The sequence below is a fragment of the Lysobacter alkalisoli genome, assembly GCF_006547045.1.
Taxonomy (GTDB): domain Bacteria; phylum Pseudomonadota; class Gammaproteobacteria; order Xanthomonadales; family Xanthomonadaceae; genus Marilutibacter; species Marilutibacter alkalisoli.
The window spans coordinates 1,838,963-1,860,381 of sequence record NZ_CP041242.1; the positions used below are offsets into that span (position 1 = coordinate 1,838,963).

The 21,419-nt window shown below is 64.7% G+C and carries 20 protein-coding genes; 15 read left to right on the plus strand and 5 right to left on the minus strand.

What is annotated here, in order from left to right; all coding sequences use genetic code 11:
• Window positions 1-4: 4 nt before the first annotated feature.
• Window positions 5-1,042 (minus strand): hypothetical protein, encoded by a 1,038-nt coding sequence (locus tag FKV23_RS07910; protein WP_141623367.1) that lies wholly within the window; start codon window positions 1,040-1,042, stop codon window positions 5-7.
• A 408-nt stretch (window positions 1,043-1,450) separates the two neighbouring features.
• On the opposite strand from FKV23_RS07910, the gene FKV23_RS07915 reads away from it, so the two are divergent.
• Complete coding sequence (locus FKV23_RS07915; RefSeq protein ID WP_141623368.1) at window positions 1,451-2,845, plus strand: replication-associated recombination protein A; 1,395 nt, start codon at window positions 1,451-1,453, stop codon at window positions 2,843-2,845.
• A gap of 71 nt (window positions 2,846-2,916) precedes the next feature.
• Window positions 2,917-3,315 (plus strand): fluoride efflux transporter CrcB, encoded by a 399-nt coding sequence (gene crcB, locus FKV23_RS07920; RefSeq protein ID WP_141623369.1) that lies wholly within the window; start codon window positions 2,917-2,919, stop codon window positions 3,313-3,315.
• A 24-nt stretch (window positions 3,316-3,339) separates the two neighbouring features.
• Here the strand turns inward: crcB and FKV23_RS07925 are convergent, their stop codons facing one another.
• Complete coding sequence (locus tag FKV23_RS07925; RefSeq protein ID WP_141623370.1) at window positions 3,340-3,618, minus strand: hypothetical protein; 279 nt, start codon at window positions 3,616-3,618, stop codon at window positions 3,340-3,342.
• A 299-nt stretch (window positions 3,619-3,917) separates the two neighbouring features.
• On the opposite strand from FKV23_RS07925, the gene napE reads away from it, so the two are divergent.
• From napE to FKV23_RS07965, 8 genes are all read left to right on the plus strand, one after another.
• Window positions 3,918-4,088: a periplasmic nitrate reductase, NapE protein gene (napE, locus tag FKV23_RS07930; RefSeq protein WP_141623371.1), complete on the plus strand. Its 171-nt coding sequence runs from the start codon at window positions 3,918-3,920 to the stop codon at window positions 4,086-4,088.
• Between the two features lie 3 nt (window positions 4,089-4,091).
• Window positions 4,092-4,592 carry a ferredoxin-type protein NapF gene (gene napF, locus FKV23_RS07935; protein WP_141623372.1) on the plus strand — a complete coding sequence of 167 codons (501 nt, stop codon included), beginning with the start codon at window positions 4,092-4,094 and terminating at the stop codon, window positions 4,590-4,592.
• Window positions 4,592-4,933 (plus strand): chaperone NapD, encoded by a 342-nt coding sequence (locus tag FKV23_RS07940; protein ID WP_141623373.1) that lies wholly within the window; start codon window positions 4,592-4,594, stop codon window positions 4,931-4,933. The genes napF and FKV23_RS07940 overlap by 1 nt, the downstream gene beginning before the upstream one ends.
• Window positions 4,930-7,422 (plus strand): periplasmic nitrate reductase subunit alpha, encoded by a 2,493-nt coding sequence (gene napA, locus FKV23_RS07945; RefSeq protein WP_141623374.1) that lies wholly within the window; start codon window positions 4,930-4,932, stop codon window positions 7,420-7,422. The genes FKV23_RS07940 and napA overlap by 4 nt, the downstream gene beginning before the upstream one ends.
• On the plus strand, window positions 7,419-8,039 hold the full coding sequence (locus FKV23_RS07950) for a nitrate reductase cytochrome c-type subunit (protein ID WP_244244133.1): 621 nt from the start codon (window positions 7,419-7,421) through the stop codon (window positions 8,037-8,039). Before napA ends, FKV23_RS07950 begins: the two co-directional genes overlap by 4 nt.
• 1 nt (window position 8,040) lies before the next feature.
• Window positions 8,041-8,640: a cytochrome c3 family protein gene (locus FKV23_RS07955; protein WP_141623375.1), complete on the plus strand. Its 600-nt coding sequence runs from the start codon at window positions 8,041-8,043 to the stop codon at window positions 8,638-8,640.
• 146 nt (window positions 8,641-8,786) lie between these two features.
• A complete protein-coding gene (locus FKV23_RS07960) occupies window positions 8,787-9,635 on the plus strand; it encodes a universal stress protein (RefSeq protein WP_167285093.1) in 849 nt (282 codons plus the stop codon).
• 137 nt (window positions 9,636-9,772) lie between these two features.
• Window positions 9,773-10,078, plus strand: coding sequence for a DUF883 family protein (locus FKV23_RS07965; protein WP_141623377.1), 306 nt, complete (start codon window positions 9,773-9,775; stop codon window positions 10,076-10,078).
• Between the two features lie 215 nt (window positions 10,079-10,293).
• Here the strand turns inward: FKV23_RS07965 and FKV23_RS07970 are convergent, their stop codons facing one another.
• Complete coding sequence (locus FKV23_RS07970; protein WP_141623378.1) at window positions 10,294-10,671, minus strand: hypothetical protein; 378 nt, start codon at window positions 10,669-10,671, stop codon at window positions 10,294-10,296.
• A gap of 322 nt (window positions 10,672-10,993) precedes the next feature.
• Between FKV23_RS07970 and FKV23_RS07975 the strand changes: the two genes are divergently transcribed.
• On the plus strand, window positions 10,994-13,300 hold the full coding sequence (locus tag FKV23_RS07975; RefSeq protein ID WP_208543256.1) for a heavy metal translocating P-type ATPase: 2,307 nt from the start codon (window positions 10,994-10,996) through the stop codon (window positions 13,298-13,300).
• Window positions 13,301-13,352: 52 nt separating this feature from the next.
• A complete protein-coding gene (locus FKV23_RS07980; protein WP_141623379.1) occupies window positions 13,353-13,625 on the plus strand; it encodes a DUF2933 domain-containing protein in 273 nt (90 codons plus the stop codon).
• Between the two features lie 62 nt (window positions 13,626-13,687).
• Here the strand turns inward: FKV23_RS07980 and FKV23_RS07985 are convergent, their stop codons facing one another.
• Both FKV23_RS07985 and FKV23_RS07990 read right to left on the minus strand, forming a co-directional pair.
• A complete protein-coding gene (locus FKV23_RS07985; RefSeq protein WP_141623380.1) occupies window positions 13,688-14,092 on the minus strand; it encodes a c-type cytochrome in 405 nt (134 codons plus the stop codon).
• A gap of 12 nt (window positions 14,093-14,104) precedes the next feature.
• Complete coding sequence (locus tag FKV23_RS07990; RefSeq protein ID WP_141623381.1) at window positions 14,105-15,481, minus strand: ferredoxin reductase family protein; 1,377 nt, start codon at window positions 15,479-15,481, stop codon at window positions 14,105-14,107.
• A 118-nt stretch (window positions 15,482-15,599) separates the two neighbouring features.
• Between FKV23_RS07990 and FKV23_RS07995 the strand changes: the two genes are divergently transcribed.
• From FKV23_RS07995 to FKV23_RS08005, 3 genes are all read left to right on the plus strand, one after another.
• Window positions 15,600-16,562, plus strand: coding sequence for a DmsE family decaheme c-type cytochrome (locus tag FKV23_RS07995; protein WP_141623382.1), 963 nt, complete (start codon window positions 15,600-15,602; stop codon window positions 16,560-16,562).
• Window positions 16,563-16,724: 162 nt separating this feature from the next.
• Complete coding sequence (locus FKV23_RS08000) at window positions 16,725-18,821, plus strand: MtrB/PioB family decaheme-associated outer membrane protein (protein ID WP_167285095.1); 2,097 nt, start codon at window positions 16,725-16,727, stop codon at window positions 18,819-18,821.
• A gap of 98 nt (window positions 18,822-18,919) precedes the next feature.
• On the plus strand, window positions 18,920-21,409 hold the full coding sequence (locus tag FKV23_RS08005) for a cation-translocating P-type ATPase (protein ID WP_141623384.1): 2,490 nt from the start codon (window positions 18,920-18,922) through the stop codon (window positions 21,407-21,409).
• Window positions 21,410-21,419: the final 10 nt, after the last annotated feature.

Genomic DNA, 21,419 nt, shown 5'->3' on the forward strand with positions numbered 1-21,419 from the left:
CGGCTCAGAAGTAGCCGCAGGTGTCGGTCAGCGACCCACCCTGGCCGTCGACGCCGCCATTGGTATCCCACGCGAGATAGATGCCCGAACCCGTTCCCTTGACGGTAACCTCGGCTTTTGCCGAACCAGTGAGCTTGTGCGCGCACTTGGTCTCGGAAACCGCCTTGCCTTTGCGTCCGCTCGTACCGGTTGCGTGCTTCCTGCCGCAGTTGACGCTGTAACCGAGGTTGCCGTAGCCGCTTGAGGCGTTGCTGTAACCGTACATCGCCGGATAGCAGCTCGAATTGCAGGTGATACCGACCTGCTGGCCACCGAGCGTTTTCTGGACCATGGTCATGCCGTAGACGTTCTTGTACGTGACCGTGCGCGAACTCCAGGTCAGGGAACGACCGATGATGTTCCTGTTGCTGGCCAGGCGGCACACCGCCTGTATGCCGACCCCGTCACCGGCCGCCACTGGCTGTTCATGGACCGGCTGCTCATGGATTCGCGGGCCGTACCCCTCGGCCTTGGCCTGACGGTAGTTGTTGACGACCGAATCCAGGAATTCGATCTGCGGGTCGTAGACCACGCAGTGACCCAGCGAGTTCCAGCAGAACTCCAGGGCCCGGTGCTCATTGGACTGTCCGTTCGCAGTGACCCGCACCGAAAGCAGACGATAGCTGGCCTTGTCGACTGGAAGCCCGACCACGTCGAAGCCTTCAACTCCTCCGTCCAGCTCGGTCCGGTCGACGGGCCCGGAAAGCGGTGCCAGGGTCGGAGCAACGATATTGCTGGAACGGGTCTCCTCGAATTCCAGACGGTAGTGCGGCTCGCCGATCAGGTCGGCGAACGGCAGGCCTTCCAGCTTCTTCGCCGGCCCTCTGGCCAGCGTCCTGGTTTCGAATACCACCTCATGGTCCGAGGCCAGGGCGAAGTCGGAATAAATGCCTTCCGCGTACTGGTTCCTGTCATTGCCGGGTGATGCGGAAAGGGCGCCAGCGGAACAGATGGCGGCGAGAATGGCGACTGCGAGAGCGGAAGACTTGACGATCGATTTCATGAGGAACACTCCTTGTGTCGTGGAACGTCTATGTCCGCGGCATCGGCCTTTCCGATACCGGATGGACCTGGCATGGCCCCCCTTGATCCAGCACTCCCACCACTGGATCGCCTGTACTGCGCGACTGATTCCCGGATTGGCAGCAGCGGCGACGGCCCACTGCGGACAGGCACGCCCGTCATGTTCGAAAGCCGATGCGTCAACCGTTCGCGGATTCACCCATGGCAACCCCGGGGGTGAACGTGATGGAAATCGCAGAACCCTTTCAGGACCATGGCAGCCAATGCGGGAAAGCGACCGCCGTTCCAGTCCGGCGGCGCGGACTCGTGCGTCCTGCCAGACCGTTGGTGCAGGGGCGTCTCACCCGATGCGAGGCCGGCTTGGTATCGTGGTGCCCGGTCCCGCTTGATGAATCGCCGATTTGGTCCGCCGCGCTTCCGTACCCCCTACCGACACCCCGACCTGCTTGATGTCAACCGCGACGCCATGCGCCCGCTGGCCGAGCGCATGCGTCCGGTGACTTTCGATGAGATGGTCGGTCAACGCCGGCTGCTGGCCGAAGGCAGCGCGCTGCGGCGGGCGGTCGAGGGCGGTCACGTGCACTCGATGGTGCTGTGGGGCCCGCCGGGCTGCGGAAAGACCACGCTCGCGCTGTTGCTGGCCAGGTACGCCGATGCCGAATTCCGGGCGATCTCGGCGGTGCTGTCGGGCTTGCCCGAGGTGCGCCAGGTGCTGGCCGAAGCCGCGCACCGCTTCGCCGAAGGCCGCCGCACGGTGTTGTTCGTCGACGAGGTCCATCGATTCAACAAGACCCAGCAGGATGCATTCCTGCCGCATATCGAACGCGGCACCATCGTGTTCGTCGGCGCGACGACCGAGAATCCATCGTTCGAACTGAACTCCGCGCTGCTGTCGCGCTGCCGCGTGCATGTACTGGAAGCAGTGGCGCCAGATGACATCATCGTCACCCTGCGGCATGCGCTGGCCGACGAGTCGCGCGGCCTGGGCGGGCAGGGGGAGGGCGGATCGAAGGTCAGCATCAGCGACGAGTGCCTGGCCGAGATTGCCCGTGCCGCCGATGGCGACGTGCGCCGCGCCCTGACCCTGCTCGAGATTGCCGCCGAACTGGCCGCCGACGAGGGCGGCGAGATCACCGAGCAGACCCTGCTGCAGGTGCTGGCCGATCGCACCCGCCGTTTCGACAAGGGTGGCGAGCAGTTCTACGACCAGATCTCGGCCCTGCACAAATCCGTACGCAGCTCCAACCCCGATGCCGCGCTGTACTGGCTGGCACGCATGCTCGACGGCGGCTGCGACCCGATCTACCTCGCGCGCCGGCTGACCCGGATGGCGGTGGAGGACATCGGCCTGGCCGATCCCCGCGCTCTTCAGATGGCGACCGATGCCTGGGATGCCTACGACCGTCTCGGCAGCCCGGAGGGGGAACTGGCGCTGGCGCAGCTGGTGATCTATCTGGCCAGCACGGCCAAGTCGAATGCGGCCTATGCCGCCTACAAGGCGGCACGCAGGGATGTAGCGGAGTACGGCACCCAGGAGGTGCCCATGCACCTGCGCAACGCGCCGACGAAACTGATGAAGTCGCTGGGTTACGCCAAGGGCTACCAGTACGACCACGATGCCGAAGGCGGCGTCGCCCTGGACCAGACCGGTTTCCCGAATGCGATGGGCGAGCGCGTCTATTACCAGCCGGTGGAGCGGGGCATGGAGATCAAACTGAAGGCGAAGCTGGACCGGTTACGGCAGGTGAGGACGGACGCGCGGCGGAAGCCTGGTGGGGAATGAGGGCAAGCAGAGGATGCTCATGTAATCTCTCTATTTGTCCATCATGCTATTGAATTAAAAAGGAATGCGCAATGCACCCTTCTATCTGGTGGTATCAGCTGCTGCTGGTGATGTGCGGCGGCGCGCTGGGCGCAGCCGGACGCTACTGGCTGGGCGGTGTACTGCTTCGCCAGCTTGGCAGTGGCTTCCCGTGGGGGACGTTCGCGGTCAACCTGATCGGCTCGTTCGCGGCCGGCTTCCTTGCCATCTGGCTGGAGGATCGCGGCCCGGCGGGCCTGTACTGGAAGGCCTTCCTGATCGTCGGCCTCATGGGCGGACTGACCACGTATTCGGCATTGATGCTCGAGTGCCTGCTGTTCGCTCGTTCCGATCGCACGCCGCTGTTGCTGCTCTACCTCGGCCTGACCCTGGCCTGCGGGCTACTGCTGGTCTGGGGCGGGGCGCGCGTCGCCATGCTGTTGAGGGGTTGAGCTGTTGAGGGGCTGAAGGAGGCCTCAGCAGGTTCCGAGTTCCTGCCACTCGTTGCCCTGCTTGCCGTACAGGACCCCTTCGATGCATTTTGCGCCGGCCGGGGCTTTCCGTTCGCGTTCGCGCTCGAATGCTTCGCGCTGGGCCCGTTCGGCCTCCGCGGCAGCCGCGCTCTTGCGGCGGATCTCGTTGAGCGCCGCCTCGCGTTCGGCCCGGGTCAATTCCTGCGGTTGAGCCGACGCTGCCTCCACTTGCCCGATGGATGCCGGATCCACCTGCGTAGCTTCGGCCTCGACAACGGGCATGGACCCGGGTTCCGGGGTCGTCGCCGAACAACCGGCCACTCCCGCCAGCAGGACAACGGCCCCGGCCAGGGCAAACTTCTTCAATGAAATGCAGCGTGGCTCCATGGCTCCCCAACCCGACATGCGCTTACGCGCCAATCCGCAATACTAGCCGGAACACGCTCGGGGACGGGGCGACCGGTGCCGCGATTTTCTGAAGTTGCCCAGCTGCGGTGGCATCGACACCTTCATGACCTGGCGCATGCTAGCGTCGCCTCGTGAGTGCGGTGGTCCAGTAACCATTCCCCGGGGAGTACGTGATGGGCGAGCCAGCCGACGCGATAAGCGAGGCCAGCAAAGCACGGGAGCGCACGGTGTTCCTGTTGCTGACCGTAGTGTTGTTCCCGCTGCTGGCGGTGCTGTTCGTGGCCGGATACGGTTTCCTGGTCTGGATCTGGCAGATCTTCAATGGACCACCGACGGGACATTGAACGATGCCGGCCGCACACGATCCTGCCCGCAGGCGTCTTCTGCTCGGCCGTCCAGGCGAACCAGCGCCGCTGCGTCCGCCATGGGCACTGGGCGAGACGGCCTTCATCGATACCTGCACCGGCTGCAATGCCTGCGTGGAGCGTTGCCCGCAGCAGGTACTGGTGCGAGCGGATGGCGGGTATCCGGCATTCGATCCTCATCGGGGCGAATGTACCTTCTGCGGTGAGTGCGTCGACAGTTGCAGGACCGGTGCGATTGCCCGGCATGCCGGTGCGCCGGCATGGTCGCTTCGTGCGCATGTCGACGCCGGATGTCTGGCCCGGCAGGGTGTGGTCTGCGCCAGCTGCGCCGACGCCTGTCCGGAGCGGGCGATCGCTTTTCGACCCGCGCTTCCGGTATCCACGCCGGCCGTCGATACCGCCCGTTGCACCGGCTGCGGGGCCTGCGTGAACAGCTGTCCTGTGGACGCCATGGAACTGCTGCCAGAGGCGGGGAGGGCTTGATGAGAAATGCGCAAACCATAGCCGACACAGCGGCGCCAGGGGACGAATGGCATGTCGCCAGTTTCATCGTCCAGCACCGGGCCGATGCGAGCGGGGAACTGGATGCCGGCATTGCCCGGCTCCCGGGGCTCGAGCGCTTCGACGGCGACGCGACCCGCAGCATCGTGTTGTGCGAATCATCCCATTCACGCGCCCTGATGGACGGCATCGAAGCCCTGCGCGCGATCTCCGGTGTCATCAACGTATCCCTCGTCTATCACCATGTCGAACCGCGTGCGGATCTCGACGCACGCATCCAGGAATACCCATCGCCTGCGCCTGTCGGAGGAACGGAGCCATGACCACCCGCCGCGAGTTCATCCGCAATACGGCGATCGCCACGGCCGCCGCCGCGGCTGGCCTGCCGGCCACGACCGGCGCCCAGAACGTGTTGCTGGAAGGCGACCAGGTCAAGCTCAAGTGGGACAAGGCGCCATGCCGCTTCTGCGGCACCGGCTGTGGCGTCAATGTCGCAGTGAAGGATGGCCGTGTGGTCGCCACCCACGGCGACGTGCATGCCGAGGTCAATCGAGGCATCAACTGCATCAAGGGCTACTTCCTGTCCAAGATCATGTACGGCGCCGACCGCCTGACCCGGCCAATGCTGCGCAAGAAGGACGGCGCCTACGCGAAGGACGGAGAGTTCACCCCGGTGTCGTGGGACGAGGCCTTCGATGTGATGGCCCAACAGTTCAAGCGCACGCTGAAGGAAAAGGGGCCGACGGCGGTCGGCATGTTCGGCTCCGGCCAGTGGACGATCTGGGAGGGTTACGCGGCCAACAAGCTGATGAAGGCCGGATTCCGCAGCAACAACCTCGACCCGAATGCACGGCATTGCATGGCCTCGGCAGCGGTCGGCTTCATGCGCACCTTCGGCATGGACGAGCCAATGGGCTGCTACGACGACATCGAGGCGGCCGATGCCTTCGTGCTGTGGGGCTCGAACATGGCCGAGATGCACCCGATCCTGTGGACCCGGGTCACCGACCGCCGGCTGTCGCACCCGCACGTGAAGGTTGCGGTGCTGTCGACCTTCGAGCATCGCAGCTTCGAGCTGGCCGATATCCCGATCGTGTTCAAGCCGCAAAGCGATCTGGTCATCCTCAACTACATCGCCAATCACATCATCAGGAGCGGGCGCGTCGACCGGGACTTCGTCGACAAGCACGCCAGTTTCAAGCGCGGCAACGACGATATCGGCTACGGCCTGCGCCCGGATCATCCGCTGGAGACCGGGGCGAAGAACGCCAGCGATCCTGGAGGCGGCACGCCCATCACCTTCGACGAGTTCGCGGCGTTTGTCGCGCCGTACACGCTGGAACGCGCGGTGGAAATGACCGGAGTGGAGCGCGGCTGGCTGCAGAAACTGGCCGAGCTGTATGCCGATCCGGACATCAAGGTCACTTCGTTCTGGACCATGGGCTTCAACCAGCACACGCGCGGAGTGTGGTGCAACAACATGGTCTACAACATCCATCTGCTGACCGGGAAGATATCGACCCCGGGCAACAGCCCGTTCTCGCTGACCGGCCAGCCCTCGGCCTGTGGCACCGCACGCGAGGTGGGAACGTTCTCGCACCGGCTGCCGGCCGACATGGAAGTGACCAATCCGGAACACCGCAGGCATGCCGAGGAGATCTGGAAGGTTCCACACGGGATCATCCAGAACAAACCGGGCCTGCATGCGGTGGCGCAGAACCGTGCGCTGCGCGACGGCACGCTCAACGCATACTGGGTGATGGTCAACAACAACATGCAGGCCGCGGCCAACCTGCGCGAGGAAACCTGGCCCGGCTATCGCAACCCGGACAACTTCATCGTCGTCTCCGATGCCTACCCGACGGTTACCGCCCAGGCCGCCGACCTGATCCTGCCGGCGGCGATGTGGGTGGAGAAGGAAGGCGCCTACGGAAATGCCGAACGTCGCACCCACTTCTGGCACCAGCTGGTCAAGGCACCCGGCGAGGCACGCTCGGACCTGTGGCAGTTGATGGAGTTCTCCAGGCGTTTCACCACCGACGAGACTTGGCCGGAGGAGATTCTTGCCGCGAACCCCGAGTTCCGTGGCAGGAGCCTGTTCGATGTTCTGTTCCGCAACGGCAAGGTCGACGCGTTCCCGGTCGAAGACATCGCCGAGGGCTATGCCAACGACGAGGCCGGGCTGTTCGGTTTCTATCCACAGAAGGGCCTGTTCGAGGAGTACGCGGAGTTCGGACGCGGACACGCTCATGACCTCGCGCCGTTCGACATGTACCACGCGACGCGCGGCCTGCGCTGGCCGGTGGTCGATGGCAAGGAAACCCTGTGGCGCTACCGCGAGGGCGCCGATCCATACGTGGAGAAGGGCACCGGCTTCCAGTTCTACGGCAACAAGGACGGCCGCGCGGTGATCTGGGCGCTGCCCTACGAGCCACCGGCCGAATCGCCGGACGAGGAGTACGACATGTGGCTGGTCACCGGCCGGGTGCTGGAACACTGGCACTCCGGCTCTATGACCATGCGGGTGCCCGAGCTCTACAGTTCGTTTCCCGCGGCGGTGGCGTTCATGCACCCGGACGATGCTCGCGAACGCGGGCTCAAGCGTGGCGACGAGGTGCGCGTCGTCTCCCGCCGTGGCGACATGCGTACCCGCGTCGAGACCCGCGGCCGCAACCGGATGCCGCGCGGGATGGTGTTCGTGCCGTGGTTCGATGCCGGCCAGCTGATCAACAAGGTCACCCTGGATGCGACCGATCCGATCTCGAAGCAGACCGACTACAAGAAATGCGCGGTCAAGGTGGTGGCGGCATGAACGCAGGCTCGCCGATGAACATCAGGGGCATAGGTCGAAGGGCAGGGCAGCGGGGCGCGGTCGACAGCCGGACCCTGGTCGTGATCCTCGGTGGAGCGGTGGCGGTACTGCTCGGCATCGTGATCGTTCTGCTGTTCCGGTCAGAAAGGCAGGCGCCTCGGCCCCATGCAGGCATCCCGGCCGCGGAGCCCGTCCACACGTTGCCGCAGACCGGTCAGATCGACGCGATCCGACGTGGCATACCGGTGGACGAGGAGGGCATCCCGCCGCCGATGGCGCGGGTACAGAACGTCGACATCAAGCGCGAACGTGCCTATCCGATGCAGCCGCCGACCATCCCGCATGCGATCGACAACTACCAGGTCACCGTCAATACCAACCGTTGCATGCTGTGCCACGCGCGTTCCAACGCGGCCGACTTCCAGGCTCCGCCGGTCAGCGTGACCCACTACATGGACCGCGACGACCAGTTCCTCGCGACCATTTCGCCGCGACGCTACTTCTGCAGCCAGTGCCACGTGGTGCAGACAGATGCCAGACCGCTGGTGGCGAACGGCTTCCGTGACATCGACACAGTGCTGGCCGACGAACAGGCCAGACGCGGACAGGCGAACTGACATGTGGACGCGGGCAAAGCACAGGTTTCTCGAACTCTGGAAGACCCTGCGCAAACCGAGCCGGCACTACAGCCTCGGTTTCCTGACCCTGGGCGGGTTCATCGCCGGGATCATCTTCTGGGGTGGATTCAACACGGCGCTGGAAGCGACCAACACCGAAAGCTTCTGTACCGGTTGCCATGAAATGCGCGACAACGTCTTCGAGGAGTTGAAGACCACCATCCACTACAACAACCGTTCCGGTGTGCGCGCGACCTGCCCGGATTGCCACGTTCCGCACGACTGGACCGACAAGATTGCGCGCAAGATGCAGGCTTCGAAAGAGGTCTGGGGGAAGGTGTTCGGCACCATCAATACTCGCGAGAAGTTCCTCGATGAGCGCCTGGTCCTCGCCAGTCACGAATGGGCACGGCTGAAAGCCAACGATTCGCTGGAATGCCGAAACTGTCACGACTACGATTCGATGGACCTGACCCGGCAGGCGCCGCGGTCGGCACAGATCCACCAGCGCTGGCTCGGCAGCGGCGAGAAAACCTGCATCGACTGCCACAAGGGCGTCGCTCACCAGTTGCCTGACATGCGGGACATCCCTCAGGGGTAATGCTTCCAAGGCGTCGTCGATCGTTTATGACAGACGCAGGGCAGAAGGCTGCAACCGACAGATTCAGTATTAATTGACACAGGTCAACAGGCGTCTGTGGTAATGGTGCGTAATGGGCATTACAGCCATCACCGGATGCCATGGACATGATCAAGGATCTGGTACTTCCCCTCACCGACACGCCCGGTGACGCCAACGCGTTGGATGCGGCGCTGATCCTGGCCGACTACACACAGGCGCATCTCACCGTGGTGGGGACAATCTATCTTCCGTCTCCGGCATACGGAGCCTGGGGAATGACCCTGGACGCTTCGTCGATGCAGCGGGTCCACACCGAGGCACGTGCCATGGCGGAAGCCCAGGCTGCGCAGTTGCGCGAGCGTCTCAACCGGGAAGCGGTCTCATCGGAGTTGCGCCTGGTGGAGACACTGGTACCCAATTCGCAGCGTAAAGCGTTACTGCACGCACGCTATGCCGATCTCGTCGTGATGACGTCTGCCGAGGATGGAACTGGCGGGAGCCCCTCCGTCCACGCCTTCTTCAGCACGATGCTGCTTGAATCAGGACGGCCGGTGCTGGTTGTTCCGCCCAGCTGTCGCCTGAAGATGCCACCACGGCATATCGTGGTGGCATGGCGACCCACACGGGAAGCGACGAATGCCCTGCATGCGGCGATGCCGCTGTTGCGCACCGCTCAAACGGTGGATGTGCTGGAGATAGAGAGCGGGCCGGAGGAACGTAGCGAGGATGGAGAGCAGCCAGGTGCGGATATTGCAACGCACCTGGCCCGGCATGACCTCAAGGTGCGTGTTGTGGTCAAACAGCAGCACGGTGATCCAGTGGCTACGGCACTGCTGCGACACTGCAATGAATCCGATGCCGAGCTGTTGGTTGCAGGCGGATATGGTGGTTCGCGTTTCCGTGAATGGATGCTCGGTGGAACGACCCGTCAGCTGCTGCAGTTCGCGCATCTTCCGGTGTTCTTCTCGCATTGAGGTTCGGTCCTCTTCGGGTCAGGAAGGCCCATCCCGCTCGGGTTGGAGTGTCAAGGACCAATGGAATGACGGCTTCGTCCGACTTCAGGTGATGACAGGTACCGGAGAAAGCCGAGCCTCGAACGGGAGATACACTCATGCATCAACTAAATACCAATCGCATGCGCCGCGACCTGCGCAAAATCGTCGACGATGTCGAGCGAACCGTGCAGAACATGGCCGGCGCTGGCGGAGAGCAGTTCGACGAGCTGAAACTGAGTACAGGTCGCCGGCTGCGAAAAGTCAGCTCACAACTGGCTGAACTCGAGCACGGTGCGATCGACCGCGCACGGGCTGCGGGAAAGCACACGCGAGATTACGTGCACAACCACCCGTGGGTTGTGGTTGGAAGCCTGGCGGCTCTGGTGATCGCACTAGGTGTACTGACTCGAAGGCGGCGTTGAAACGTTTCATGGCCATCCCGTGGACCGCGGCCGCCAGGCAGGATCTGAGCGTGGCTGCAGGCCGCTGAAGTACATCGATGGGAGCCTTCCATAGGCTCCCTGTTCGCCTTCTCCCATTGCTTGCGGGCATCGTCGCGTCATTCGCGCCTTATAGCCTTTTCGCGATGGAATTTTGTCGCGTGTCAGGCACCGCGACGCCCGATGCGGGCTCCTGTCTATCGATGCCCTTCATCGTCATGCTCTTCATCGACCGCTTCAGTCTGAGCCGGTTGCATGTTCTTCCGTACTTTGGACGCAGGGTGCTCGCCCATGCCGTCCATACCACGATGACGCATCTCCATCCCTGATTCCATCATTGGATTCTGGCCAATGAGGTGCGCCGGATAGGCGCGATCGAAATCGCCCTGTTGCATGTACTTGACCATGTAATAGCCGGAACAAAGAGCGGTCCCGATTCCAACCACCAATGCAAGCACGCCTGCCGACAGGACCAGCGAGCTCGACTCGGTACGCCCGCGTCGGATAAGTAGCAAGCCCCACACAGCCAATGTGATGGAAGCGAGTACAGTCAGATCGCCGAGAAACTCAGCCATTGTCATGCTCCTCGAAGAGTTGTGCCAACCAGCGTGATCGATCGATCAATCGCCGTATTGATCTGGATCAGCAAAGCCACATTCAGGCAAGGGAAGCGGCCTCAGCCACTCATCGGCAATTTCGACTCGATGGAGCTTGACGCAGGTCAAGTCGCTACCAGGGTTTGCGTCCAACATGATCGCCGACCCCAGCGTAAGACGACCGGTCTTTTCAGGCTCCCAAGCCAGACAGGTCTTCGACGCGACCCATCAAGGATCGGCGCTTGACGACACAGGCTCCCCAGAGCGGCCGCCAGGCACCAAGCAAGCTGAGGCAACTGCAATGGACAAGCCGGAAGACACCCTGCCATCGCACCCCATCGATCCATCCGGGGAGCGTCGATCCCTGCAATTGCTGGTGCCTGGAATGGGCAGCGACCATTGTGCCGGGCTGATTGCCACCTCCGTTGAGCGGCTACCGGGCATCTTCAGCCTCAACACCAATGTCGCCAACCACCACGTCACGGTTGAGTTCGATTCGGGCCGGCTTGGTGATGGCGACATCCGGAATGCCATCGAGCGGGCAGGCTACGAAGTGGCCAGAGTCGGCGAATACCCGGCGCACGCCGGCACGGACGGGGATGAAGCCGTAGAAGAACGCTATCTCGACCAGGCCTGGCAGCGCCTGTGGTTTGCCGCCATACCCACCACCCTGATCATGGCGCTGATGATGGTGCACATGTTCTGGGTGCCGGTGCCGGGGTACCTGGCCCTGGTGGCCCTGCTCGCATTTCCCGTGGTGTTCATGCGGGGTGGTTGGGCCACCCACCGCTCGTCCTGGCGATCCCTTGCCAACCGTACCGCCAACATGGATGTGCTCATCTCCATGGGCAGCCTGCCTCCCTACCTGATCGGGTTGGCGGGCTTCGTCTACCCCATGACCTCGTTCATCGAAATGGCCGCCACCATCATGAGCTTCCACATGCTGGGGCGTTATCTGGAGACCCGGGCCAAGGGCCGCGCATCGCAGGCGATCAAGAAGCTGCTCAAACTGGGCGCAAAGACCGCATCCGTGTTGCGGGACGGGCGGGAAACCGAAGTGCCGGTCGCACAACTTCAAGTGGACGACATCATGGTGGTGCGCCCTGGCGCCAAGGTGCCCACCGATGGCGAAATCGTCGCGGGCAGCAGTCACCTGGATGAATCCATCGCCACGGGCGAGTCCGTGCCGGTGGAGAAAGGTCCGGGCGATGCGGTGATCGGCGCCACCATCAACAAGGAAGGCATGCTGCAAGTGCGCGCCACCCGGGTGGGCGCCGACACTTTCCTGTCCCAGGTTGTCCGGCTGGTGGAACAGGCCCAAGGCTCAAAGGTGCCGATCCAGGAATTCGCGGACAAGGTGACTGCCAGGTTCGTTCCGGCGGTGATCCTGATCAGTTTGGCAAGCCTGGTTACATGGCTGCTGTTTGCCGATTCGCTGAGGCCGGTTCTCTACTGGGGCGCCGGCTTTCTGCCATGGGTGGACCCGGAGTTGTCGCCGTTGATGCTGGGCCTCCTGTCCGCCGTAGCGGTGCTGGTGATCGCCTGTCCGTGCGCCCTTGGGCTCGCCACGCCGACCGCCATCATGGTGGGATCGGGGCTGGGCGCCGAGACCGGGGTGCTGATCCGCTCGGGTGAAGCGATTCAGTCCCTGAAAGACATAAAGGTCGTGGTGTTGGACAAGACCGGCACCATCACCAGGGGAGAGCCCTCCCTTACCGACGTCATCGCCGTCGGCGGGTTCGCCGAGGACGACGTCCTGATGTACGCGGCTTCGGTGGAAGTCGGCTCGGAACACCCGCTGGGACAGGCCATCGTCAATGGCGCCCGGCAGAGAGAGCTGGACATACCCACCGTCAGCCATTTCAAGGCGGTTACCGCCCGCGGCGTGGAAGGCCGCGTGAATAGCAGACTTGTCCACGTCGGCAGTCGCCGCCTCCTCGATGAAGAGGGAATCGAACTGGAGGAGCTTGAAGACGCTCTGGTCAGACTGGAGAACGAAGGCAAGACCGCGATGCTCGTCGCTGCCGACGGTCGTGCCGCCGGTATCGTCGCTGTCGCCGACACCATCAAGGACGAGTCGAAAGCCGCCATCGCCGCCCTTCATGAGTTGGATATTCACACGATCATGATCACCGGCGACAACGAGCGCACGGCACGCCATGTCGCCAATCAGGTAGGTATCGATGAGGTGCTGGCGGGGGTCCTGCCGGAAGGCAAGGTCGAAGCCATCAGGAAGCTGCAGGAAATGCATGGCCAGCAGGTGGCCATGGTAGGCGACGGCATCAACGACGCGCCGGCCCTGAAACAGGCCAACGTCGGCATCGCCATCGGCGCCGGAGCCGATGTCGCCATCGAGGCGGCTGACGTCACCCTGGTGGGGGGTGAGTTGACCAAGGTGGTCGAAGCTATCCGCCTGTCCCGTGGCACCTTCCGCAAGATCGTGGAAAACCTGTTCTGGGCCTGGTTCTACAACGTGGCCGCCATTCCCATCGCTGCCGCTGGCCTGCTGCATCCCATGATCGGTGTGATCGCCATGACTGCCAGTTCCCTGTCCGTGATCGGCAACTCCCTCCGTCTCAAACGGCTGAAGCTGAACGTGGACAAATGATCTGTTTCGACTCGATAACGCTGCCGCGGCAGCCGGCACAGGAGAAACCCACATGGCCACCAAGCCCGGATACTGGACAAGCCTTCACGGCCTGGCAACGCTCATACTCATTGGCGCGGCGCTCTATTTTCTCTTTGTGGAGCACGCTGCTCACGTCCTCCCGTATCTCCCCGTCCTGATCATCCTGCTGTGCCCGCTGATGCATCTCTTCATGCACAAGGGCCATGGCGGGCACAGCCAAGGCGGAGAGCAGCACCATGATGCGGAAGAGGCTTATCGGCGCGGCCTGGAAGAGGGACGAAAAGAGACGGGCAAACGCTTGTGACTTCTTGCGAAGGAACGGTCGTATGCAACGCCCTGCAGCAGGCGTAGCTTCTCAGCGTTGCGTTAGAGGCTCTGCAGGTAGACGATCAGGGCGTCGATATCCTCCGGCGGCAATGAGCGGTAGACGCGTTTTGCGTTCAGGGCAGACGGCGACAGTCCGTCGCGGACGGCATCGGTGCCGAGAATCCAGTCTCGCATCTCTGCGGCGTCCATGTGCCTGGCGATGTCATCCAGGGGACTGCGGCGACCGCCCACGCCACCGATCGAATGGCAGCGTACGCAATCTTCCTCGCGGAACAGTTCGCGCCCGCGGGCGATCTGTGCCTGTTTACCGGCGCCCGCCGCGGTCGGGGCGCCCCCGGCATCGTCGCCGACGGATGGATTCATCACGGCCGCGAAGGTGGCCGACAGGACTACAACCATGATGCCCGAGAGCACGGCGAGGGTTCTTGCCAGACGTTTACGCATGATGATTCTCCTTCAAGCCAGGTCGAATATTTCCGAGTGCATCCGCGTAGCCGGAACATCCAGCGAACGCAGGCTGCGTTCGGCAAGCTGGATCATCGGTTTCGGCCCACAGATGAAGTAATGGAACCCGTGCCGTCCGGCCGGAAGATGGCGTGCCAGGACCTCGCGGGTGATGAAGCCGCGCTCTCCGGTCCATCCATCCGGCGGTTCGCCCAGCACGTGCACGACATGCAGGTCCAGGTGTCCGGCCATAACATCGAGTTCTTCCCGGAACACGATGCGCTCCCAGCGACGGTTGCCGTAGAACAGCCATAGTGGGCGGGTATCTCCGCGGTCGGCGAGTGCCCGCAACATGCTGACGATCGGCGCGATGCCCACACCGCCGGCGATGAACACGTGCCCGGTCGCGTCCGGATGTCTGTCGACTCCGAAGGCGCCATAGGGACCGTCCACCCACGCGGCCATACCGGGCTGGAGGTCGCCGATGGTCGCGGTGAAGTCGCCCAGCGCCTTGATGGTGAACTCGAGGCGCCCCGGCCGGGTAGGGCTGGAGGAGAACGAAAAAGGATGCTCGCGCATTGCCAACGGTGAGGCACGCAGGCTCAGCCAGGAAAATTGCCCCGGCTCGTAATGGAAAGCCGCTGCATGCTGCGGTTCGACAGCCACGGTCCAACTGCGTCCCCGCTCCTGACGGATCTCGGTGACCCGCCAGGGGTGCCGCTGCAGCCACCACGGACGGATCACGCGGACATGGACGACCAGGGCGATGGCGGACAGCGCCAGCGTAATCCATAGCCCGCGTTTGAACGGCGTCAGCAGGTAGCTGGCCGAACCCAGGATGTGCAGCAGCGCGAATGCGATGCCCAGCACGGCCAGGACCGTGTGCATGCGGCGCCAGACGTCGTAGTCGATGCGGAGCTGCTTGCGCAGCAGTGAGGTAACCATGATCGATACGAACGCAAGCATCGCGAGCCAGCCCAGGGTCATGTATGCCGGCGCCTCGCGCGGGTCGATGCTGCCGACAGCCTCCGGACGGATCGCAACCAGGAGGGCCGCATGCAACAGGAGCAGCATGAAGGCGATCACCGCCAGATAACGGTGGAAGTAGTAGATGATGTCGATGCCGAAGGGTGCGGTGGCGCGCTTGAAGCGGGCGGTCAGCGCGAACTGCACCGCCATCATGGCCAGGCCTGCGTAGCCAAGGGCGAGGGCGAAATCCCACCCGAACCCGCCGCCGCCGGGACGGTCCCCGAGCAGCAGGACGAGCAGGGGCAGGGCGATCAGGGCCAGGTACAGGGCGATCCAGGTGCCTGGCTGTATCCACCTGCCCAGCGGGCTGGCAGCGATCGGTTTGATGGCGAGTCTCCGGCGACGATGTGTTCTGATCATCGGCTGGGCTGCGGAGACATTATTGATCGAAGTCAATGACTGTGCACGGACGGACCGATAACGTCGGTGCCAGGAATCCCTGAGATGCGGAGTTCCTTTGGGGGGAGCAGAGGCCATCATGCGGAAGACGAGACTGGATCTCATTACCCTCCTTGTCCTGGGCATCGCAGGAGTCCTTGGGGTCTCGACGCTGATGTCGCCCTCGGCGGGAGCCGCGTCCGAGGCGCAACCTGCCGCACTGCCGCCAGCTGCCGAGACCTGCCTGTCCTGCCACGACGAGCCGGCGGTCACCCCCATCCTCGGCACGCCGCACGCGGTGGCGGCGGACCCCCACAGTGGATTTGCCGAACACGGCTGCGCCACCTGCCATGGGCCGAGCCTGGCGCATATGCAGCGACCCGAGCGCGGCAGCCGGCGGGCGCCCCCGGACAAGGTGTTCGGTGCGGCCTCGACAACGCCCGCCGAAGCGCAGAACGCGACCTGCCTGGATTGCCATCGCAGCGGTGCCGGCATGCATTGGCAGGGCAGTACGCACGACCATGAGGGGCTGGCCTGCGCGACCTGTCACCGCGCACACACCGGCACGGATCCGATGCAGGACGCAACCGCACAGTCGCAGACCTGCTATGGCTGCCACCGTTCGGTGCGGACCGAATCGCTGCGACCGTCCCATCACCCGCTGCACGATGAGCGCATGGCCTGCAGCGACTGCCATGCGGTGCATGGCTCCAGCGGTCCGTCCCTGCTCACCCGGGGCACGGTCAACGAAACCTGCTACCAGTGCCACGCCGATCTGCGCGGGCCGTTCCTCTGGGAGCATCCACCGGTGCGCGAGGACTGCCTGCTCTGCCATCGTCCGCACGGCTCGGTGCAGGCCTCGCTGCTGCGCCAGCGCGGCCCGTGGCTGTGCCAGCAATGCCACATGGCGCAGTTCCACCCCAGCGCCGCGCTCAGCGGCACCGGCCTGCCCGGTGAGGCGCTGCCATCGGGGTCGAGTTCGATGCTCGGCCGCAACTGCATGAATTGCCACAGCCAGGTGCATGGGTCGAACCATCCATCAGGCGCCGGCTTCACGCGCTGACCCATCGATGGGCGGACACGGGACATGGGCAGGATTCTCCGACTGAGGCGACGACCGCAACAATGGTTGCCGCTCGTCGCGTGTCCGTTCCTGCTGGCGACAGGCGCCATGGCGCAGGAGACGCCCACGGGCGGGGAAGCGTATTGCCATGAGACGGAGCTGATGTTCGGCCATCTCGGCAGCGACGATTTCAGGTTCGGACGCTATGCAGGGGAGGGCGGCGGCATGTTCGCGGCGCTCGACATCGATGCCTGTCGCCGACTTCATCCGGGTGCAGATGGCGCCGAGTACTGGTTCCTGCGCGGCAGAGATCTGGGATTGGCGACGCATACCCTGGCCGTCGGCGGAGGCGAGCAGGGGCGTTTCAATATCGAAGCGGAAGCGCGGCGCCTGGCTTCGCCCCGGGTCAGTGGCTGGACGCCGCTGTTGGAGCAGGGCAGCGACGGTGCTCGCCTGCCTCCGGACTGGGTGGCCGGAACCAGTACCGTCGACATGCCGGGGCTGCGCCTGCCCGAGCTGGGAGAGGTGGACCTCGAATCCATCCGCCGGCAGCGCATGGTGGGCCTGGCGTTCGCGATGCCACGCAACTGGCGCATCGAAACCCGCTATCGGCATGAATCCCGCCAGGGCAGGCGCGGCTTCGGCGGCGTCATCGGCAGTACTGGCGGCAACGCCCGCGCCATCGTCCTGCCCGAGTCCATCGACCACCTGACGCGGCAGGCCGACACCACCCTGAGCTATGCCGGCGAACGCCTGCAGTTGCGCATCGGCCATCATCTTTCGCAGTTCGACAACGGACACTCCACACTGCGATGGCAGAACCCGTTCGCCGGCGTCGCCGGCTGGGCGCCATCGGCAAGTCACCCAAGCGGTTTCGGACAGGCGCAGCCGGCGCCGGACAACCGCTTCCAGCAGTTCAGCCTGGCAGGCGCCTACAGTCGTTCGGCCGCGTTTCAGATCAATGCCGATCTCGCGTTCGGCCGCATGACCCAGGACCAACCATTCCTGCCGTACACGATCGACCCGGTGCTGGCAGCAGAGATCACCCAACCACTGCCGCGCGCCTCGCTGGATGGCAGGATCGACACCACCGTGGCGCACCTGCGCCTGTCGGGACGGCCACATCCGCACTGGCGATGGAGCGCGACGTATCGCCTCGACGACCGCGACAACAAGACCGCCAGCGACGAGTACGTCGTCATCGGCGGCGATTCGCAGCAGCAGAACGCCACCCCGGCCAGCGGGCAACGCCGCTACAACCTGCCTTATGGCATCCGCGAGCAAACGCTGAGTGCCGACACGGGCTACCGTCCGACACGCCGGTTCGATCTTGGTCTGGGTTTCGAACACAGGCAGACCGACCGGACCTGGTCGTCACGCGCGGACAGCGATGAAACCCGCCTCAAGTTTGCGCTGCGCAGCCACTTCGGCGAGATGTTCGCCGGCGGTGTCCGTGTCGACGGCAGCCGACGTTCGGGTTCGACCTATGTCGGCAACCGGGCCTTTCTCGCCAGCCACTCGCAGGCCTATGTCGAAACCGTGGCTGGAGGATTCGAGAATCTTCCAGCCCTGCGCCAGTACCACCTGGCCGACCGCGACCGCCGACAAGTCCAGCTGTTCGCCACGCTCACGCCCACCGCGGCACTGAGCATTGGCCTGGAGTACGGAAGTACCCACGACGACTACCGACGCTCCGAGCTCGGCTTGCGGCGCAGCCGGATCGACAACGTCGGTCTTGGTGTCGACTACGCATCGATGTCGGGTTGGTCCCTGCATGGCTATGCCGAACGCGCACGGTTCTCGTTCGACCAGGCGGGACACAGCTTCCGCGGCGGCGGCGCCCGGCTCGACGAGGCCGCCGATCCCGATCGCGACTGGTTCGCACAGCACCGCGACAGGGCCGACAGCATCGGCTTCGGCATCTCTCGTGAACTGTTCGAAGGTCGCCTGAAGCTGCGGGCCGACTACAGTCACGTCCGCAGCACGGGAGCAGCCGATGTCACTGCCGGCGCGGCACTGGAAGTGGGGCCGTTGCCGGAGACCGTCGCCCGCCTGCAGCGGCTCGATCTCCTCGCCGATATCCGTCTGCGCGACCATGTGAACCTGCGCCTGCGCTACGGCATGGAATCGTTCCGCAGCACCGACTGGGCATTCGATGGTGTCGGGCCGGATACCCTGGCCGGTGTGATCCTGTTGGGCGAACAGAGTCCGGACTATCGCGCCGACGCGGTGATGATGTCGATGCACTGGCGCTTCTGATCGGCAGCTGCCGTGGACACCGCGGACAAATTACGCATGTGCGGTGTCGTAACGATGCCGCTACCGGACGGCCGATACGCTTTGTGGAGGGAACGCTGGTGCGGCATCCGCTGACTCCGGACAGACAGGACCTTCTGCGGGCCACCCCGGAAGGCCTGAGCGGAGCGCAGGCAGTCGAGCGGCTGCAACGCTTCGGTGCCAACGACATCCTCGGCGAAGTCGTCAGCGGATGGAGGGATTCGGTGCGCGACACCGTGCGCGATCCGATGATCTGGTTCCTGATCGCGGCGGCAATACTGTTCGCGGTACTGGGCGATGGCCTGGAGGCGGCTGTACTTGGGCTGGCCCTGCTGCCGATCGCAGGAATGGACCTGTACCTGCATCGCCGCACCCGGGCCAGTCGCGAGGGCCTGGCCGGACGACTGACGACCCACGCCCGCGTGGTGCGCGACGGCGAGGTCTGCCAGGTCGCCAGCACGTCGCTGGTGCCGGGCGACCTGGTCGTACTCGACGAAGGTCAGCCGTTGCCGGCCGATGGCGTGATCGTACGGGCGGAGGCATTGCAACTCGACGAGTCCGCGCTGACGGGCGAATCGCTGCCGGCCTGCAAGCATGCCATCGACCTGGCCGACCGTCATGGCGCGGTGGCCCATGCGCACTGGGGAGCGGCCGGTACGCGGGTGCTGGCCGGGCAGGGCCGGATGCTGGTCATGAACACCGGCGCCGACACGCTGTACGGCGAGCTGGTCCGCTCGGCCCGAGCCGGAGCGCGCGAACGCACGCCGTTGCAGCGGGCAGTAGCGTCACTCGTGACCGTGCTGCTGGTGGCGGCAGTGGTGCTGTGCCTGGGGCTGGCGGCGACCCGCTACGCACAGGGACATGGCCTGCTCGACGCCCTGTTGAGTGCGGTCACCCTGGCGGTGGCGGCGTTGCCCGAGGAGTTTCCGGTGGCGCTGGCATTCTTCCTCGCGGTCGGCGTATATCGCCTTGCTCGGCGGCAGGCGCTGGTGCGGCGCGCGGTGGTGGTCGAGGACATCGGCCGGGTCACCTGCATCTGCACGGACAAGACCGGCACCCTGACCGAAGGCAATCTGCAACTCCGGCATGTGGAACCCGATACATCCGTGTCCGCGGCGGAGTTGATGGCGACGGCCGCGCTCGCTTCGCGCCATGGCAGCAGCGACCCGATGGATCTGGAAATACTGGAGAAGACAAAGCCGCCACCGCGGGAGTTCATCGCAACGTTTCCGTTCACCGAGGATCGCCGCCGCGAAACCGCCATCGTGCGCGATGGGAGTGGTGCGCCGAACGCAGTCGTGAAGGGTGCCCCGGAAACCGTGCTCGACATATGTGCGATGCGTGCTGCGGATCGCGAGCGCTGGCTGGATCGGGCGCGGGAACTGGCCGGGACGGGCCACAAGGTCATTGCGTGCGCGCGCCGCCGGCTCGACGCCTGGAACGGAGTCGAACCGGATCGGGACTTCGAGATGCTGGGCCTGCTCGCCTTTGAAGATCCCCTGCGTGCCGGTGTGGCCGATGCCGTCGCGGAAGCGCGCGATGCCGGCATCCAGGTGATCATGGTCACCGGCGACCATCCTGGTGCGGCCGCTGCGATCGCCGCCGAGGTCGGGCTGGGGGAGGGGAGGCCGCGCGTGATCGAAGGCGACGGACTCGATACGTGGTTGGCGAGTCCACCGGTGCAAGGGGCGGGTGTCCCGTTCGACGTGGTAGCGCGTTGCCTGCCGCTGCAGAAGCTGGCGCTGGTGACGGCGTTGCGACGGTCCGGCGAAGTGGTCGCGGTGACTGGCGACGGGGTCAACGACGTACCTGCACTGAAAGGGGCCGATATCGGCATAGCGATGGGCGAGCGGGGCACCCGTCCGGCCCGAGAGGCCGCCTCGATCGTACTTCTGGACGACAACTTCCGCACCGTCGTTGCGGCAATAGCGGAGGGACGCCAGGTGTTCGCGAACCTGCGCCTGTGCTTCGCCTACCTGCTGCTCGTCCACATTCCGCTGGTACTGACAGCGGCGCTGCTGCCGTTCGCGGGCTATCCCTTGCCCTATCTGCCCACACATATCGTGTGGCTGGAGTTGGTGATCCACCCGACCGCAATGCTCGTGTTCCAGCAGGCGGCAGGTGGCGGCCGCCTGCGCCGGCAGCCGCCGCAGCCGCGGGTGCGGTTCTTCTCCGCTGCGGCCTGGTCCGTCATCGCTGCCACGGGAGCACTGACGACCGTCATGGCCGGGGCGGGTTTCGTCATGAGCCTGGGCAGCGATGCCGATGCGGTCGCTGCGCGCAGCCTGGCACTACCGATGCTGCTGGCGGTTTCGGCCGGCGCGGCGCTGGGCCTGGGCGGCCTCCGTCATCGGCCGGGCTGGATCTCGCTCGCGCTTACCACGGCTTCCGCGGTGGTGCTGATGGAGGTACCGATGCTGGCCGGGCCGCTGCATCTCACTTCCCCCGGTGCGAGTGGATACGCACTGGCGACACTGGTCACGACCGTGGTCGGGGCGATCTGCCTCGGATTGCGGCGACACTTCGGTGCAAGTGAAGCAGGTGGAGCAGGGGAGGCGACGCGCGACTGAATGCCGGATC

Coding starts and splice junctions, on each gene's coding strand:
- FKV23_RS07910 (WP_141623367.1), bottom strand. CDS start 1,042: ATGAAATCGATCGTCAAGTCTTCCGCTCTCGCAGTCGCCATTCTCGCC.
- FKV23_RS07985 (WP_141623380.1), bottom strand. CDS start 14,092: ATGCGTAAACGTCTGGCAAGAACCCTCGCCGTGCTCTCGGGCATCATG.
- FKV23_RS08000 (WP_167285095.1), top strand. CDS start 16,725: ATGTTCGGCCATCTCGGCAGCGACGATTTCAGGTTCGGACGCTATGCA.
- napA (WP_141623374.1), top strand. CDS start 4,930: ATGACCACCCGCCGCGAGTTCATCCGCAATACGGCGATCGCCACGGCC.
- FKV23_RS07980 (WP_141623379.1), top strand. CDS start 13,353: ATGGCCACCAAGCCCGGATACTGGACAAGCCTTCACGGCCTGGCAACG.
- FKV23_RS07970 (WP_141623378.1), bottom strand. CDS start 10,671: ATGGCTGAGTTTCTCGGCGATCTGACTGTACTCGCTTCCATCACATTG.
- FKV23_RS07965 (WP_141623377.1), top strand. CDS start 9,773: ATGCATCAACTAAATACCAATCGCATGCGCCGCGACCTGCGCAAAATC.
- crcB (WP_141623369.1), top strand. CDS start 2,917: ATGCACCCTTCTATCTGGTGGTATCAGCTGCTGCTGGTGATGTGCGGC.
- FKV23_RS07915 (WP_141623368.1), top strand. CDS start 1,451: ATGAATCGCCGATTTGGTCCGCCGCGCTTCCGTACCCCCTACCGACAC.
- FKV23_RS07955 (WP_141623375.1), top strand. CDS start 8,041: ATGTGGACGCGGGCAAAGCACAGGTTTCTCGAACTCTGGAAGACCCTG.
- napF (WP_141623372.1), top strand. CDS start 4,092: ATGCCGGCCGCACACGATCCTGCCCGCAGGCGTCTTCTGCTCGGCCGT.
- napE (WP_141623371.1), top strand. CDS start 3,918: ATGGGCGAGCCAGCCGACGCGATAAGCGAGGCCAGCAAAGCACGGGAG.
- FKV23_RS07960 (WP_167285093.1), top strand. CDS start 8,787: ATGATCAAGGATCTGGTACTTCCCCTCACCGACACGCCCGGTGACGCC.
- FKV23_RS07995 (WP_141623382.1), top strand. CDS start 15,600: ATGCGGAAGACGAGACTGGATCTCATTACCCTCCTTGTCCTGGGCATC.
- FKV23_RS07925 (WP_141623370.1), bottom strand. CDS start 3,618: ATGCCCGTTGTCGAGGCCGAAGCTACGCAGGTGGATCCGGCATCCATC.
- FKV23_RS07940 (WP_141623373.1), top strand. CDS start 4,592: ATGAGAAATGCGCAAACCATAGCCGACACAGCGGCGCCAGGGGACGAA.
- FKV23_RS07950 (WP_244244133.1), top strand. CDS start 7,419: ATGAACGCAGGCTCGCCGATGAACATCAGGGGCATAGGTCGAAGGGCA.
- FKV23_RS07975 (WP_208543256.1), top strand. CDS start 10,994: ATGGACAAGCCGGAAGACACCCTGCCATCGCACCCCATCGATCCATCC.
- FKV23_RS07990 (WP_141623381.1), bottom strand. CDS start 15,481: ATGATCAGAACACATCGTCGCCGGAGACTCGCCATCAAACCGATCGCT.